Origin of the sequence: Enterobacter sp. JBIWA005, from assembly GCF_019968805.1 — a bacterium.
GTDB classification, from domain to species: domain Bacteria; phylum Pseudomonadota; class Gammaproteobacteria; order Enterobacterales; family Enterobacteriaceae; genus Enterobacter; species Enterobacter vonholyi.
Window position 1 is genome coordinate 2,576,551 of the sequence record NZ_CP074159.1, and the last position, 16,735, is coordinate 2,593,285.

Sequence of the window (16,735 nt, forward strand, 5' to 3'; positions counted from 1 at the left end):
TGCGATTATAACGGGTCTACTTTCAGGCAGGAAACCGCATGTCGGAAACTGCCTTCCAGAACTGGACGCGTTTTCGCACATTCCGGCCCGGCCATTGGGCAGCGCGTGCGGAAGACGCAGCCCGACGGTGGGTTAATCGGCGAGGGCAATTCACCTTCCAGCAGCTGGATGGTCTTATTCTTTTCCAGATCCGGATCGGGGATTGGCACAGCGGACATCAGCGCTTTGGTGTAAGGGTGCAGCGGATTGTGGTACACCTCGTCATAGGTACCCAGCTCCACGGCGTGACCCAGATACATAACCAGCACGCGGTCTGAAATGTGTTTCACTACGGCCAGGTCATGCGCGATGAAGATCAGCGACAGCCCCATTTCACGCTGCAGCTTCTGCAGCAGGTTAACCACCTGTGCCTGAATGGACACGTCCAGCGCGGAAACCGGCTCGTCGCAGATAATCAGCTTCGGTTCGAGGATCAGCGCACGGGCGATACCAATACGCTGGCACTGGCCGCCGGAGAATTCGTGCGGGTAGCGGTTGATGAGGTTAGGCAACAGGCCGACTTTCATCATCATCGCCTTAACGCGATCGCGCACTTCCTGACGAGACATCTTCGGATGATAGGTCCGCAGCGGCTCGGCAATAATCTCGCCGATGGTCATACGCGGGTTAAGGGATGCCAGAGGATCCTGGAAAATCATCTGGATATCGCTGCGCACCTCGCGCCACTCGTCGGGTTTCATGCCCAGCAGATCTTTACCCAGCCAGGCAACTTTGCCGTCGGTCGCTTTTACCAGACCGATAATGGCGCGCGCAAAGGTCGATTTACCGCAGCCGGACTCTCCGACCACGCCCAGGGTTTCCCCTTCGTACAGGCGCAGCGTAACGCCATCCACCGCTTTCAGGGTCTTCGACGGCTGCCAGAACCACTGTTTTCCGTCTTTAATGTCGAAATGCACCTTAAGGTCAGCAATTTCGAGCAGCACGTTGCGTTTTTCATCTAATGCGTTCATACCAGCTCCTCCTGCGGCTTAAAGCAGGCGCGCAGACGGCCTGGTGCAAACTCTTCCAGCGGCGGAGCGCTGTTGCAGATTTCCATCGCGTGCGGGCAGCGCGGCTGGAACGGACAGCCTTTCGGCAGGCGCAGCAGGTTTGGCGGGTTGCCAGGAATGGTGAGCAGGGATTCCCCTTCCGCATCAAGACGCGGCACCGCGTTCAGCAGGCCAATGGAGTACGGGTGAGCTGGCTGATAGAAGACATCGCGCGCTTTGCCATATTCCATCGTTCGCCCGGCGTACATCACCAGCACTTTGTCACATATGCCCGCCACCACGCCCAGGTCGTGGGTAATCATGATAATCGCCGTGTTGAACTCACGCTTCAGCTCGTTCAACAGGGTCATGATTTGCGCCTGAACGGTAACGTCCAGCGCGGTAGTAGGTTCGTCGGCAATCAGCAGCTTAGGCCGGCAGAGCAGCGCCATCGCAATCATCACGCGCTGACGCATACCGCCAGAGAACTCGTGCGGGAACATGCGCATGCGCTTGCGTGCCTCCGGCATTTTCACCGCATCGAGCATTTTGACCGACTCTTCAAAGGCTTCGGCTTTGCCCAGACCTTTGTGCAGCATCAGGACTTCCATCAGCTGCTCACCAACGCGCATGTACGGGTTCAGCGAAGTCATCGGATCCTGGAAAATCATCGAGATCTGTTCGGCGCGCAGCTTGTTCAGCTCTTGCTCCGGCAGGTTGAGGATTTCACGACCGTTGAATTTCGCGGAGCCCCCAATCACACCGTTTGCTGCCAACAGGCCCATTAACGCAAAGGCGGTTTGAGATTTCCCGGAACCGGATTCACCGACGATGCCGAGCGTTTCACCCGCGCGCAGGTTAAAGTTGAGATCGTTCACGGCGGTCACATCCCCGTCAGGGGTCTTAAAGGTGACGCGAAGATCTTTTACGTCCAGCAGAAGGTCGCTCCGCTGCTGCGCCTGTGGCGCGGTTGCCGTTTCAATAATTGTCATGACGGCGCTCCTTAACGGTCTTTAGGGTCGAGGGCATCACGCAGGCCATCGCCGATAAAGTTAAAACAAAACAGGGTAACGACCAGGAAACCCGCCGGATAAAGCAGCAGCCACGGTGACACTTCCATTGAGTTTGCGCCATCGCTGAGCAGCGCGCCCCAGCTGCTCAGCGGCTCTTGTGTACCGAGACCCAGGAAGCTCAGGAAAGATTCAAACAGGATCATGCTTGGCACCAGCAGTGAGGCATAGACCACCACCACGCCCAGCACGTTAGGAACGATATGGCGAACCACGATATTCCCGGTAGAGACACCGCCTACCTGCGCCGCTTCGATAAACTCTTTGCGTTTGAGACTCAGCGTCTGGCCGCGAACAATACGCGCCATATCCAGCCATGACACCATCCCGATGGCCACGAAGATCAGCAGGATATTCTGACCAAAGAAGGTCACCAGCAGGATGACGAAGAACATAAACGGGAAGGAGTTCAGGATTTCAAGCAGACGCATCATCACCGAGTCCACTTTGCCGCCAAGGTAGCCGGACAGAGAGCCATAGAGCGTCCCCACGATCACCGCCACCAGAGCGGCAGCAATACCGACCATAAGAGAGATACGACCACCGATAGCGACACGCACCAGCAGATCGCGTCCTGAGGAGTCCGTGCCAAAATAGTGGCCAGACTCCATATCCGGCGCGCTGGACATCATGCCCCAGTCGGTGTCGAAATAGGTAAATTGCGACAGCATCGGCGCCAGGGTCACAAACAGCGCGATGATCACCAGAACCACCAGACTCGCAACCGCCGCGCGGTTGTGCATAAAGCGACGGCGCGCGTCCTGCCAGAGGCTACGACCTTCCACTTCCAGTTTTTCACTGAAGTTTTCCAGCGCCTCGCTGTTTTTCTTACTCAACATCATGGCGTGCTCCAGTTAGTAACGGATTTTCGGGTCGATGACGGCGTACAGGACATCAACGATAGCGTTAAAGAGAATGGTCAGCGCACCGACGAGAATAGTCAGGCTCAGTACCAGCGAATAGTCGCGGTTAAGCGCGCCGTTAACAAACAGCTGGCCGATGCCCGGCAGGCCGTAAATTGTTTCGATAACCATCGAGCCGGTAATGATCCCGACGAATGCCGGTCCCATGTAGGAGAGCACGGGCAACAGTGCCGGCTTAAGCGCGTGGCGGAAGATAATCCGACGCATCGGCAGCCCTTTAGCACGCGCGGTACGAATGAAGTTCGAGTGCAGCACTTCGATCATTGAACCACGGGTGATACGCGCGATACTGGCGATGTACGCCAGAGATAATGCCACCATCGGCAAAATCATGAACTTCAATGCCCCGCCGTTCCAGCCGCCGCCAGGCAGCCACTTCAGCGTAATGGCAAATATCATCACCAGTAATGGCGCAACAACGAAGCTGGGTATGACTACCCCGGTCATCGCCACCCCCATTACGGCATAATCCCATTTGGTATTTTGTCTGAGCGCGGCGATAACGCCTGCGGTGACCCCGAAAACGATCGCCAGAATGAATGCCGCAGCACCCAATTTCGCCGAAACCGGGAAGCTGGAGGCCACCAGGTCGTTAACGGAATAGTCTTTATATTTAAATGACGGTCCAAAATCACCGTGGGCCAGCTGCTTCAGGTAATTGAAGTACTGGGTAGAGATAGGATCGTTTAAGTGGTATTTCGCTTCGATATTCGCCATGACTTCTGGCGGCAGCGTACGCTCACCGGTAAATGGACTTCCCGGCGCGAGGCGCATCATGAAGAAGGAAATCGTGATAAGAATAAATAGCGTTGGAATCGCTTCAAGACAGCGACGTAGGATAAATTTCAACATTGCCCGTACCTTCTGGCGTGTGCCTATATAGTGTGACGTTGGTTAGACACCGTGGGGCGAGCGAGCCCGCCCCACTCATTGCCATTAATGCTTGATAATATACAAGTTTTTAACGTAGATATTATCCATCGGGTCTTTACCGGTATACCCACCTACCCACGGTTTCACCAGACGGGCGTTAACGTAGTAGTAAACCGGAACGATCGCGGAATCTTTATCCAGCTGCTGCTCGGCTTTAGAGTACAGTTCTGTACGTTGTGCTTCGTCAGTGGCTTTCAGCGTGTCGCCAATCAGCTTGTCGAATGCCGGGCTCTTATAGTGCGCGGTATTGTTTGAGCTGTCACTCAGCATGGTGTTCAGGAAGGAGGTCGGTTCGTTATAGTCCGCACACCAGCCAGCACGCGCCACGTCAAAGGTACCCTGATGACGGCTGTCGAGGAAGGTCTTCCACTCCTGGTTCTCCAGCTTCACGTTCGCGCCCAGGTTCTTTTTCCAGATCGAGGCGACGGCGATAGCCAGTTTTTTGTGCAGATCGGAGGTGTTGTACAAGAGGCTGAAGGTTAGCGGCTTATCTGCGGTGTAGCCCGCTTCGGCCAGCAGTTTCTTCGCTTCTGCGTTACGCTGTTCCTGAGTCTGTTTGAACCAGTCTGGCTCGGTCAGTTTTGCGCCATCGGTGTATGGAGGGGTATAGCTGTACGCAGGCAGATCGCCCTGGTTTTTCACTTTGTTGACGATGATATCGCGATCCAGTGCCAGCTTCAGCGCGGTACGAACACGTACGTCGGTAAACGGTGCTTTCTGGTTGTTGATTTCATAGTAATAGGTGCACAGGTACGGATCGACGTGAACTTCTTTAGGGATCTCTTTCTTCAGTTTCTGGAACAGCTCAATCGGCATGTTGTTATAGGTCATGTCGATTTCACCGCTGCGGTAGCGGTTAACGTCAGTTACTTCGGACGAAATTGGCAGGTAGGTCACCTGATTAATAACGGTTTTAGCGTTGTCCCAGTATTGCGGGTTACGCTCAAGCACCATACGCTCGTTGACCACCCAGTCTTTCAGCTTATAGGCACCGTTGGTCACGATATTGGCAGGCTGGGTCCATTTCTCACCAAATTTTTCCACGGCAGATTTTGGTACCGGGGAGACGGACGGGTGAACCAGCAGCTTATAGAAGTACGGAACAGGTTCGCTCAACGTCACTTCGAAGGTATTGGCATCGATCGCTTTAACGCCCAGATCGGTGATTGGTTTTTTGCCCGCGATGATGTCATCAATATTGGCGATGTGGCCATATTGCAGGTAGCTCGCATACGGAGAGGCGGTAGTAGGATTCGCCAGACGCTGCCAGCTATAAACGAAATCTTCAGCCGTGACCGGCGTACCGTCGGACCATTTCGCATCCTTACGCAGATGGAAGGTCCAGACTTTGAAATCTTTGTTTTCCCATTTTTCTGCGACACCCGGTGCCGGGTGGCCGTCTACGTCTGTCACCAGCAGGCCTTCGAACAGGTCGCGGTTAACGTTAGACTCAGGAACACCTTCAATTTTGTGCGGGTCAAGAGACTGAACTTCCGCACCGTTGTTACGCACCAGCGTCTGTTTCTCAGCCAGTTGAACACCTGCAGGAACGTCCGCAGCCATTGCAGCGTTGCCCGCGATTAGCGCAGTTAAAATCCCCGCCGCTACCAGATTTTTTTTTGTGATGATGGACATTGTGTTGGTACTCCACTCATTATAATGACTGGCCTTCGCCAGCTGTGTAATCCCCTGTTGGGGCCTGTACAGCGCAGGAGTTTTTTTTGCTGCTGTCAGGTTCTTCTTTTACTGCTTGCTATCACCGACTTTTTTATTACTGACCGCTCGTATGGCCGTCTTGCGTCGATTCTTTACAGGCCTCCCCTGTTTGAGGCCTGGGCTGGATATCTGAGATGAGAACCATATGAAAATAATTCTCATCTGCTTGTTTTATGCTGCAAAATATTAGGCCGGAAAGTATCAAATGGCGTAAACGTGCGCCAATACATTTTGCAAATTTGTTAAGCAATTCTCTTTTACGGTGAGTACCGTATCGTTGAGGGCAGCCTTGCCGGACATTGAACATCACAAGAAAAACATGACATTCAATAGGATAGAGAAAATTTTCTCTACAAGCGCGTCGCTGCGCTATTATCGAGTGATTTTGTACAAAAATTTAACAACTGGTTATTATTTAGCACATTCATCTAGGGGAATGTTGAAATTACTAATATCATTTCGGTTATCTCTCAGCAAGCCCCAGAGTATCATGTGAGTAAAATAACAGAGCGATCGAAGATTTTCTGTGCAGGCGGGTTTTAGGGGGATTAATAACTTGTTGAAATACAAGCAATGAACATTATTAGTAGAATTTATTATGATATGTGAGCATTTCAACTTTAGTTATAGGATTTACTGATAATGACGTAAAAAAACGGAGCCGTTGCTCCGTTCTTTCATACGAAATATCAGTGCAGCAAACCGGGGAAAATACTTTTAATTCCCGTCACGATAAATTCAATCCCTAATGCCATCAATAGCAGGCCCATGATACGCGTTATGACGTTAATTCCCGTCTGCCCTAACAGGCGTACAAGCCAGGGCGCCATGCGGAACACTCCCCAACAGCAGAGCGCAAAAATAGCAATTGCGACGGAAAAACCGATCAGATGTATCAGGCTATGGTATCGCGTCCCCCAGACAATGGTTGAACTAATGGCACCAGGACCGGCCATGAGCGGTAAGGCCAGTGGCACCACGCCAATACTTTCGCGGATGGCGGTTTCTGACTTCTCCTGCTTGTTCTGCTTATCCTCGCCGAGCTTACCGCTGATCATGGACATAGCGATGGTCACGACCAGGATCCCACCCGCAATGCGGAAAGAATCAATTGAAATCCCGAACAGCTGAAGAATCGTGTCTCCGAGAAAAAGGGAGGTCAACAATATGATAGCGACCGACAGGTTAGCGGTAAGGTTTGTCTTGTTCCTGGCCACCGCCGTCTGGTAACTGGTCATACTAATGAAGACTGGAATGATCCCCACCGGGTTGACCAGGGCAAACAAACCAATAAAAAATTTAAAATACGTTGGAAAATCAAAGAGCGTTTGGATCACGTTTTGCTCCGCTTATACACATGCCCGGGACTGACAATTTGTCGTGAGAAATCGCGCTGAAGATACCCTTTTTATCAGCATACTTCACTTGAAATCTGTACCAAAACGTTATCATTTCAGGATGTTAAACATATGTATAATCAATGATAGCGTTGCTTCCAATACTTACTTAATTATTTAACACTGGAAAAATCTCAAAGAAATAACCCTGCTGAAAGGTATCAGCTTGGGGAAAAATTGACACAGATCATGATTTCAGTACTCAGAAGTGAGTAATCTTGGTTACACCCCCAGGGAGGTCACCTGACAAAAAGGGATGATGCTAAGGTAAGGCTCTTTTAGTAAATTAGTGTGCTGACGCAGAAAGTAACTCTTTGTTTTACTTTGTGTTACGCAAGTCGTATCGGCTCTGTCTATACTGTGTGACGTATCGAGCGCTGGTTTACTAAAAGAGTTTAAACATTATCAGGAGAGCATTATGGCTGTTACTAATATCGCTGAACTGAACGCCCTCGTCGAGCGCGTTAAAAAAGCCCAGCGTGAATATGCCAATTTCACCCAAGAACAGGTTGATAAAATCTTCCGCGCGGCCGCACTGGCTGCTGCAGATGCTCGAATCCCTCTCGCTAAAATGGCCGTTGCCGAATCCGGCATGGGTATCGTGGAAGATAAAGTGATTAAAAACCACTTCGCTTCCGAGTATATCTACAACGCCTATAAAGATGAGAAAACCTGTGGCGTGCTGTCCGAAGACGACACCTTCGGTACCATCACCATCGCTGAACCTATCGGCATCATCTGCGGTATCGTTCCGACCACTAACCCAACGTCTACTGCTATCTTCAAATCACTGATTAGCCTGAAGACCCGTAACGCAATCATCTTCTCTCCACATCCACGTGCGAAAGACGCGACTAACAAAGCTGCGGATATCGTCCTGCAGGCGGCGATCGCTGCTGGGGCACCAAAAGATCTGATTGGCTGGATCGACCAACCTTCCGTTGAGCTCTCCAATGCGCTGATGCATCACCCGGACATTAACCTGATTCTGGCGACCGGTGGTCCTGGCATGGTTAAAGCTGCATACAGTTCCGGTAAACCAGCGATCGGTGTTGGCGCCGGTAACACCCCTGTTGTTATCGACGAAACCGCTGACATCAAACGAGCCGTTGCGTCTGTACTGATGTCTAAAACCTTCGATAACGGCGTTATCTGTGCATCTGAACAGTCTGTTGTTGTCGTAGACTCTGTTTACGACGCAGTTCGTGAACGTTTCGCCAGCCACGGCGGCTACCTGCTGCAGGGCAAAGAGCTGAAAGCAGTTCAGGACATTATCCTGGAAAATGGCGCGCTGAACGCCGCTATCGTGGGTCAGCCAGCGTACAAAATCGCTGAACTTGCAGGCTTTACCGTCCCGGCTACAACCAAAATCCTGATCGGTGAAGTGAAAGTTGTCGACGAGAGCGAGCCGTTTGCACACGAAAAACTGTCTCCTACGCTTGCCATGTACCGTGCGAAAGATTTCGAAGACGCGGTAGAGAAAGCTGAGAAGCTGGTTGCCATGGGCGGTATCGGTCACACGTCTTGCCTGTACACCGACCAGGATAACCAGCCAGAACGCGTCGCTCACTTCGGTCAGATGATGAAAACTGCGCGTATCCTGATCAACACCCCTGCTTCCCAGGGTGGTATAGGTGACCTTTACAACTTCAAACTCGCACCTTCCCTGACTCTGGGTTGTGGTTCCTGGGGTGGTAACTCCATCTCTGAAAACGTTGGTCCAAAACACCTGATCAACAAGAAAACCGTTGCTAAGCGAGCTGAAAACATGTTGTGGCACAAACTTCCGAAATCTATCTACTTCCGCCGTGGCTCACTGCCAATCGCGCTGGATGAAGTGATTACTGATGGCCACAAACGTGCGCTCATCGTGACTGACCGTTTCCTGTTCAACAACGGCTACGCTGACCAGATTACCTCTGTGCTGAAAGCGGCTGGCGTTGAAACTGAAGTGTTCTTTGAAGTTGAAGCTGACCCTACCCTGAGCGTTGTACGTAAAGGTGCTGAGCTGGCTAATTCCTTCAAACCAGATGTGATTATCGCACTGGGCGGTGGTTCCCCAATGGATGCCGCGAAAATCATGTGGGTCATGTACGAGCACCCTGAAACCCACTTCGAAGAACTGGCGCTGCGCTTTATGGATATCCGTAAACGTATCTACAAGTTCCCGAAAATGGGCGTAAAAGCCAAAATGATCGCGGTAACCACTACTTCAGGTACCGGTTCAGAAGTTACACCATTTGCGGTAGTAACAGACGATGCGACAGGTCAGAAATACCCACTGGCTGACTACGCGCTGACCCCAGACATGGCTATCGTTGATGCAAACCTGGTCATGGAAATGCCTAAGTCACTGTGTGCGTTCGGTGGTCTGGATGCGGTAACTCACGCCCTGGAAGCCTACGTTTCTGTACTGGCATCTGAGTTCTCTGACGGTCAGGCTCTGCAGGCTCTGAAACTGCTGAAAGAAAACCTGCCAGCGTCCTACAATGAAGGGTCTAAAAACCCGGTAGCACGTGAACGCGTTCACAGTGCAGCAACCATCGCAGGTATCGCGTTTGCCAACGCCTTCCTGGGTGTTTGCCACTCAATGGCGCACAAACTGGGCTCACAGTTCCACATTCCTCACGGTCTGGCGAACGCCCTGTTGATCAGCAACGTTATCCGTTATAACGCTAACGACAATCCAACTAAACAGACTGCTTTCAGCCAGTACGACCGTCCACAAGCACGTCGTCGCTATGCTGAAATCGCTGACCACCTTGGTCTGAGCGCACCGGGCGACCGTACTGCTGCGAAGATTGAGAAACTGCTGGCATGGCTGGAAAGCCTGAAAGCTGAGCTGGGTATTCCTAAATCTATCCGTGAAGCAGGCGTTCAGGAAGCTGACTTCCTCGCTCATGTAGATAAGCTGTCTGAAGATGCCTTCGATGACCAGTGTACTGGTGCTAACCCGCGCTACCCACTGATCTCTGAGCTGAAACAGATTCTGCTGGATACCTACTATGGTCGTGAGTTCAAAGAAGGTGATGTTGCCGCTGTGAAAACAGAAGTTCCTGTCATCAAAGCTGACAAGAAAGCGAAGAAAAGCGCTTAATTGACAGCAGCAGATGAAAAACCCGCCTTAATGGCGGGTTTTTTTATGTCTGAATAACAAGACTGACATTATTTTCTGTTGTCGTGCTGAATCGCCGTCAGCGAGCCTACAGACAACGCTTCTTTATAATGCTTACGGCAGACCGAAACATAGCGTTCATTACCGCCTATCACCACCTGCTCACCATCTGCATAAGGTTTACCAGCCTGGTCAAGACGAAGCACCATACTGGCTTTGCGACCGCAGAAGCAGATCGTTTTTAATTCGACGAGTTTATCCGACCAAGCGAGCAAATACTGACTCCCGGCAAACAGCTCACCGCGAAAATCCGTGCGCAGACCGTAACAAAGAACGGGGATATCAAGCTCATCGACCACTTCTGACAGGGCATATACCTGTTCACGCGTCAGAAACTGGCTCTCATCGACCAGGACACAGTGAATCGGCTGTGCAGCATGTTCTGCATGAATGTCTTCAAACAGATCGGTTTTCGGGTTAAAAAGCCTCGCAGGCGACGAGAGTCCTATTCTTGAGCTCACCTTCCCTGCACCAAAGCGATCGTCAATTTCAGCCGTATAAACAACGGTACGCATCCCGCGCTCCTGGTAATTGTACGAGGATTGCAGCAACGCGGTGGATTTCCCGGCATTCATTGCCGAATAGTAGAAATAAAGTTGTGCCATTGGCCGTAAAACCCTAATCAATGTGTAATATTCCCGATGAGTCATTGTACCATATTTTGTCTGGTCATCAGCGATGTAGCACACAGGGGAAGCGTTTCAGCGAGGAGTTTACAACCTTCTTTTTATGAAAATAGCCCGTTAAAACATGTAGTAAACACCCTCTCCTCGGCCAATATGTTATATGTTCAGCAAAACATAACACTGCTTTTTATAGTGGAATCCCCGTTCATTAAAATTCACTATTTATTAACTATTTCAGTCTTAACATCACGGAGGGGAACTAATACAAAAGGCTGATATTTCTCCGCCGCAACTATAATTCCTGCGGGAAATGTCACAAAAAAAAGACACAATCGACCGGGTTAAGCAGCTTCCGGTGATAACAACCGAGACTGCTGGGCGGTGAAATTTAAGTTAGCGTAATTAATAATAGCGCCATTATTTAGTATTTTTTGAATTCCTTACATTCCTGGCTATTGCACAACTGAATTTATGGCTCTATTATTAGGTCAACAAACCACCCCCATTATAAGTTTGAGATTACTACAATGAGCGAAGCACTTAAAATTCTGAACAACATCCGTACTCTTCGTGCGCAGGCAAGAGAATGCACCCTCGAAACGCTTGAAGAAATGCTGGAAAAATTAGAAGTTGTAGTTAATGAACGTCGCGAAGAAGAAAGCGCTGCAGCGGCTGAAATCGAAGAGCGTACTCGTAAACTGCAGCAATATCGTGAAATGCTGATTGCTGATGGTATCGATCCAAATGAATTGCTGAACAGCATGGCTGCCGCTAAAACCGGTACTAAAGCCAAGGGTGCGGCACGTCCTGCTAAATATAGCTACGTTGACGAGAACGGCGAAACTAAAACCTGGACTGGCCAGGGTCGTACTCCTGCTGTAATCAAGAAAGCGATGGATGAGCAGGGTAAACAGCTGGACGACTTCCTGATCAAGGATTAATCGAGCCATATTCAGAAAAATCCCGCATATTGCGGGATTTTTTTTTAACCTAAATTTGTCGCATACATCCTCTTACACTCTGTCATAAAGCATTATTTAGCAATTTCATCGACTGTACTTTCAGACAGGTTTTTGGGAGTGTTATGGGCATAAAAAAACCGGTGGGCAATGCCTCACCGGTTTCGAACATTTACAACCGTGGCTTATTTCTTAATACCTACGCTCTCTTTGAGCCAGGTTTTAAATTCTTCACCAAGGGTATTGTGGCGGATACCATATTCAACAAACGCCTGCATATAACCGAGCTTATTACCGCAGTCATGGCTCTTACCTTTCATATGGTAGGCCTCAACGGTCTCTTTCTCGATCAGCATATCGATGGCATCCGTCAGCTGGATCTCATCACCCGCTCCTGGAGGCGTTTTAGCCAGCAGAGGCCAGATTTCAGCACTCAGGACATAGCGACCTACAACGGCAAGGTTTGAAGGCGCTACGTCGGCTTTAGGCTTCTCTACGACACCAACCATTGGCACACTTTCGCCCGGCTCAAGGTTAACGCCTTTGCAGTCAACCACACCGTATGCCGTTACGTCTTCAACAGGCTCAACCATAATCTGGCTACTGCCGGTTTCGTCGAAACGTTTGATCATTTCAGCCAGGTTATCCTGAGAAAGATCGGATTCGTATTCGTCCAGAATTACGTCAGGCAGAATTACCGCTACAGGCTCATCACCTACAACAGGATGCGCGCACATAACAGCGTGGCCCAGACCTTTAGCCAGGCCCTGACGAACCTGCATAATGGTGACGTGTGGAGGGCAAATAGATTGAACTTCTTCTAAGAGCTGACGCTTAACACGCTTTTCCAGCATGGCTTCAAGTTCAAAGCTTGTATCGAAATGGTTTTCGATAGAGTTTTTAGATGAATGCGTAACCAGCACAATTTCAGTGATGCCGGCTGCGATACATTCATTAACGACATACTGGATTAATGGCTTATCAACCAGAGGCAGCATCTCTTTAGGAATCGCCTTAGTTGCTGGTAACATCCTGGTCCCCAATCCCGCTACCGGGATAACGGCCTTTCTGACTTTCGAATTTAGGGCAGCCATTCAAATTCTCCTGAGCTGTTCAAGTTTTGAACTTTTATGCAATAAATAACGCGTTGAGTATATCAGCCTCGCCCCGCAGTCCGGGTCTGAAAAGAACGCGTTGCCGATCAATTAGGACAAATACGCATGAATCTGGGCAGCGATAGTAGCACTCCCCGTAAAACACAGGTAAAGCAATCTTAAAATTAAGATCCAATTGCTTATTCCGTGGACAACATTAAGCGTAGCCGTCCCCCGGCGCCCCAAATTTGGCACTGCCAGGAGGAACAGCGGTGGCTAATTTGATTAAGATATGCCGTTCCCAATGTCCCAAGCGGCACGCCATTACTCACCTGAATATGATGTTCACCGGTATTCAGTGAAGCGTTGAGACCTGCTGAGACGAGGATCAGATTTTTTAAACCGCTGTGGTAATAGCCGACCAGCAGCGGGAACTGTCCAGGTAAATTGGCCTGACGAAAAAGCTGGTTTACTTGTTTGAGTAAACTGCCTAACTCCGGTAGCCGTTGTCCCTGATGCGATAACTGTTCCTGCAACAAACCATTAAATAGAGCGCGAAGAAGTAACGCGGCTAATACACCGTTATCCCCTGCCCGGGTGACATCCAGAGAATAAAACGCAAGGTCGGTATCAGATAAAGGTGCGATATCCAGCACCAGTCCGGGCTGGTCAGCCGCTACCAGCTGGCGATAATTTACGCGACAGTGTGAAATAGTTTGCTGCACGGGCGGCTGGAGCTCTTGCAATAGTTTCGCCGCAGCAGGCGGATTACTCACCAGGGCATCCCAGTCCTGGAAAAGACGCTCCTCTTCCTCTACTCGGGAATTAAACATATTGGGATAAAGGCACGCCAGGACCGTTTCACGCAGCCGGTTCAGATCCTTGACCGGTTTAAGCAGAATATCCTGGACGCCAAGACGTAATGCTTTGGCAATATCCGCCATATTCTCTGTGGCAGAGATCACCAGAATCGGCGTCTGGTTACCTTCGTTACGCAGATGTTCAACCAGCTTCAGTCCATTCATGCGCGGCATCGCTATGTCGCAAATCATCAAATCGGGCGTAATGCCGATCATTTTTTCCAGGGCGTCGATGCCATCTTCAGCCAGTGACGTCAATGCGCCCAGCGAGGATAACCACGAATCCAGTAGCGATCGGAAAACGGGCTCGTCTTCAACAATCAAAATGTGTTTTCCGGCCAATGGCTGCGTCATGGTTCCTCCCCTGGCTGACAGTAACTAAATAGTGGCATGCGATCGGCACTATCGCCTGTCAGATTTTGCTGAAGTAGTCAAAAAAAGGTGCTTAACGTGCGGTCTGCACAAAAGGCAACAATTCGTCTATTTTCTTTTCGACGGCTAACGAGCCCGCTGCGATGGCGGCCTCAGCCCGATGGAAATCAAGAGTAGAGATTTGCGGACAGTACGGCTGAATAAGGATATCCGGAGGGTCGCCTGCCATACGGTTACGTTTAAGGCGATTCTCGAGTACCTGTATTGACGTGGTCATGATTTCTATCGCCGTCGGCGCGGTAACCGAGCGTCGCGCGGCCATACGCCCGATTCTGCCGCGCAGGCGCTCGTGCCAGGCCAGTTTCTCGTCCTCAGCATCTTCGCTCTGCAGATTGACCGGCATGAGGTCCTGTTGCATCAGGTGGGCATCGTGCTGCAGATCGACGGCAATCACGATATCCGCCCCCATTGCACGGGTCAGAGAAATGGGAACCGGGTTAACGACGCCACCATCGACAAGCCAGTAACCGTTGTGTGGGACAGGCGCCATGAGCCCCGGCATACTGCAGGAGGCGCGCACGGCAAGATGGATATCCCCTTCGGTTAGCCAAAGTTCGCGTCCTGTACTGAGGTTCGTCGCGACGGCGCCGAAAGGCATCTGACAATCAGTGAAGTCTTCGAGAGGCATAACCTGGCGGAACTGGTTAAAAACGCGTTCGCCGCGCAACAGTCCACCACGCTGCCAGGAGAGGTCCATCAGACGCAGCACGTCCCAGTAGCTGAAGGAACGCACCCAAGTCTCGAGTTCCGTAAGCTTTCCGCACGCGTAAGCGGATCCGACAAGCGACCCGATAGAACATCCTGCGACAATATCTACGGCAATGCCCATCTTGTTTAAGGCATTAATCACGCCGATGTGTGACCATCCCCGGGCTGCACCTGAGCCCAGCGCCAGTCCAATTTTAACCTTTCTCATTAGCCCTGTTTTACTTCCCCTGGATTCCTGACATAGCGTCAACGCAACAGCTCAGTTAACATAGTGCTACCCGAAGCGTTTTACGCCTTTATTTTTTGTTCCAGGAAGAGAATCGTGTCTCAACTCTGCCCTTGTGGTAGCGCTCTGGAGTATAGCCTATGTTGCCAGCGATATCTGTCTGGCGATCAGGTTGCACCAGACCCGTCACACCTCATGCGTTCACGTTACACCGCTTTTGTGATCAAAGACGCAGACTACCTGATTAAAACCTGGCATCCCTCCTGCCACGCTGCCGAATTCAGAAAGGACATCGAAGCCGGCTTCGCGAACACGCAGTGGCTCGGCCTCACCGTCTATGAATCCTCAACTGGCAGTCATGTTGATGAAGGTTACGTCAGCTTTGTAGCCCGTTTTAACGAGAATAATAAACCGGGGGCCATTATCGAACGTTCCCGGTTCTTAAAGGAAAGCGGGCAGTGGTATTATATTGACGGAACGCGCCCACAGTTTGGTCGTAACGATCCCTGCCCGTGTGGTTCAGGTAAAAAATTCAAAAAGTGTTGCGGGCAGTAATGCCTGACAACCCAGATTTCGCAAATACAAACAGGATTTCCCGGCGATGCAATCATTACAACGTAAAGTTCTGCGCACCATCTGTCCCGATCAAAAAGGGCTGATCGCACGAATTACAAACATTTGCTATAAACATGAACTGAATATCGTGCAGAACAACGAGTTCGTTGACCACCGTACCGGCCGCTTCTTTATGCGTACCGAACTGGAAGGTATTTTCAACGACACCACTCTGCTGGCCGATCTGGACAGCGCGCTTCCGGAGGGTTCCGTGCGCGAACTGACTCCAGCCGGTCGACGCCGCATCGTGATCCTGGTGACCAAAGAAGCACACTGTCTTGGCGACCTGCTGATGAAAGCAAACTACGGCGGTCTGGACGTCGAAATTGCTGCCGTTATTGGCAACCACGAGACGCTGCGCACGCTGGTCGAACGCTTTGATATTCCGTTCGAGCTGGTCAGCCACGAAGGCCATACCCGTGAAGAACACGACGATTTGATGGCCCAGGCCATTGAAGCGCATAACCCGGACTATGTGGTGCTGGCGAAATACATGCGCGTGTTAACGCCATCTTTCGTGGCGCGTTTCCCGAACAAGATCATCAACATTCACCACTCGTTCCTGCCGGCCTTTATTGGTGCGCGTCCATACCACCAGGCGTACGAGCGTGGCGTGAAGATTATTGGCGCGACAGCCCACTACGTGAATGACAACCTGGACGAAGGTCCCATCATCATGCAGGACGTGATTCATGTGGATCACACTTACACCGCTGAGGACATGATGCGTGCAGGGCGTGACGTTGAGAAGAATGTGTTAAGCCGCGCGCTATATCAGGTGCTGGCGCAGCGTGTCTTTGTCTATGGCAACAGAACCATCATTCTTTAATCTTTCGGAAAATGAATTGATTAGCTTTGCGCCTTTACGGATAAAAAGCAGGCAAACAGCTTCATTTCCCTAAAGGAATGCTTTACAGGGGCGTCTCATTTGATATGATGCGCCCCGCTTACAGCAGGAAGCAGGCCAGTAAAA

General features: G+C 50.8%; 14 protein-coding genes. 4 read left to right on the plus strand and 10 right to left on the minus strand.

Annotated elements, in window-relative coordinates; translation table 11 throughout:
• Nucleotides 1–5: 5 nt before the first annotated feature.
• The 6 genes from oppF to KGP22_RS12235 all read right to left on the minus strand — a co-directional run bounded on the left by oppF (nt 6) and on the right by KGP22_RS12235 (nt 7,007).
• Nucleotides 6–1,010 carry a murein tripeptide/oligopeptide ABC transporter ATP-binding protein OppF gene (oppF, locus tag KGP22_RS12210; protein WP_045404928.1) on the minus strand — a complete coding sequence of 335 codons (1,005 nt, stop codon included), beginning with the start codon at nt 1,008–1,010 and terminating at the stop codon, nt 6–8.
• On the minus strand, nt 1,007–2,020 hold the full coding sequence (locus KGP22_RS12215; protein ID WP_008502788.1) for an ABC transporter ATP-binding protein: 1,014 nt from the start codon (nt 2,018–2,020) through the stop codon (nt 1,007–1,009). The genes oppF and KGP22_RS12215 overlap by 4 nt, the downstream gene beginning before the upstream one ends.
• Before the next feature lie 11 nt (nt 2,021–2,031).
• Complete coding sequence (gene oppC / locus KGP22_RS12220; RefSeq protein WP_008502787.1) at nt 2,032–2,940, minus strand: oligopeptide ABC transporter permease OppC; 909 nt, start codon at nt 2,938–2,940, stop codon at nt 2,032–2,034.
• A gap of 12 nt (nt 2,941–2,952) precedes the next feature.
• Nucleotides 2,953–3,873, minus strand: a complete 921-nt coding sequence (gene oppB, locus KGP22_RS12225; RefSeq protein WP_008502786.1) for an oligopeptide ABC transporter permease OppB — start codon at nt 3,871–3,873, stop codon at nt 2,953–2,955.
• A gap of 84 nt (nt 3,874–3,957) precedes the next feature.
• Nucleotides 3,958–5,589: an oligopeptide ABC transporter substrate-binding protein OppA gene (oppA, locus tag KGP22_RS12230; RefSeq protein ID WP_111965934.1), complete on the minus strand. Its 1,632-nt coding sequence runs from the start codon at nt 5,587–5,589 to the stop codon at nt 3,958–3,960.
• 770 nt (nt 5,590–6,359) lie between these two features.
• A complete protein-coding gene (locus KGP22_RS12235) occupies nt 6,360–7,007 on the minus strand; it encodes a YchE family NAAT transporter (protein WP_223579106.1) in 648 nt (215 codons plus the stop codon).
• Nucleotides 7,008–7,485: 478 nt separating this feature from the next.
• Between KGP22_RS12235 and adhE the strand changes: the two genes are divergently transcribed.
• Nucleotides 7,486–10,164, plus strand: a complete 2,679-nt coding sequence (gene adhE, locus KGP22_RS12240) for a bifunctional acetaldehyde-CoA/alcohol dehydrogenase (protein WP_223579109.1) — start codon at nt 7,486–7,488, stop codon at nt 10,162–10,164.
• A gap of 68 nt (nt 10,165–10,232) precedes the next feature.
• Here the strand turns inward: adhE and tdk are convergent, their stop codons facing one another.
• Nucleotides 10,233–10,847 carry a thymidine kinase gene (gene tdk, locus KGP22_RS12245; RefSeq protein WP_111965933.1) on the minus strand — a complete coding sequence of 205 codons (615 nt, stop codon included), beginning with the start codon at nt 10,845–10,847 and terminating at the stop codon, nt 10,233–10,235.
• Between the two features lie 548 nt (nt 10,848–11,395).
• On the opposite strand from tdk, the gene hns reads away from it, so the two are divergent.
• Nucleotides 11,396–11,809, plus strand: a complete 414-nt coding sequence (gene hns, locus KGP22_RS12250) for a histone-like nucleoid-structuring protein H-NS (RefSeq protein WP_223579112.1) — start codon at nt 11,396–11,398, stop codon at nt 11,807–11,809.
• Between the two features lie 203 nt (nt 11,810–12,012).
• Here the strand turns inward: hns and galU are convergent, their stop codons facing one another.
• The 3 genes from galU to rssA all read right to left on the minus strand — a co-directional run bounded on the left by galU (nt 12,013) and on the right by rssA (nt 15,129).
• The gene (galU, locus tag KGP22_RS12255; protein ID WP_008502780.1) at nt 12,013–12,921 is read right to left on the minus strand and encodes a UTP--glucose-1-phosphate uridylyltransferase GalU; all 909 of its coding nucleotides are present in this window, start codon (nt 12,919–12,921) and stop codon (nt 12,013–12,015) included.
• Nucleotides 12,922–13,121: 200 nt separating this feature from the next.
• Nucleotides 13,122–14,135: a two-component system response regulator RssB gene (gene rssB, locus KGP22_RS12260; protein ID WP_223579115.1), complete on the minus strand. Its 1,014-nt coding sequence runs from the start codon at nt 14,133–14,135 to the stop codon at nt 13,122–13,124.
• A 91-nt stretch (nt 14,136–14,226) separates the two neighbouring features.
• Nucleotides 14,227–15,129 carry a patatin-like phospholipase RssA gene (gene rssA / locus KGP22_RS12265; RefSeq protein ID WP_149367100.1) on the minus strand — a complete coding sequence of 301 codons (903 nt, stop codon included), beginning with the start codon at nt 15,127–15,129 and terminating at the stop codon, nt 14,227–14,229.
• 114 nt (nt 15,130–15,243) lie between these two features.
• On the opposite strand from rssA, the gene KGP22_RS12270 reads away from it, so the two are divergent.
• Together KGP22_RS12270 and purU are read left to right on the plus strand one after the other, a co-directional pair.
• Entirely contained in the window at nt 15,244–15,702 is a 459-nt protein-coding gene (locus KGP22_RS12270; protein ID WP_111965930.1) for a YchJ family protein, read from the plus strand.
• Nucleotides 15,703–15,748: 46 nt separating this feature from the next.
• On the plus strand, nt 15,749–16,591 hold the full coding sequence (purU, locus tag KGP22_RS12275; protein WP_023312104.1) for a formyltetrahydrofolate deformylase: 843 nt from the start codon (nt 15,749–15,751) through the stop codon (nt 16,589–16,591).
• Nucleotides 16,592–16,735: the final 144 nt, after the last annotated feature.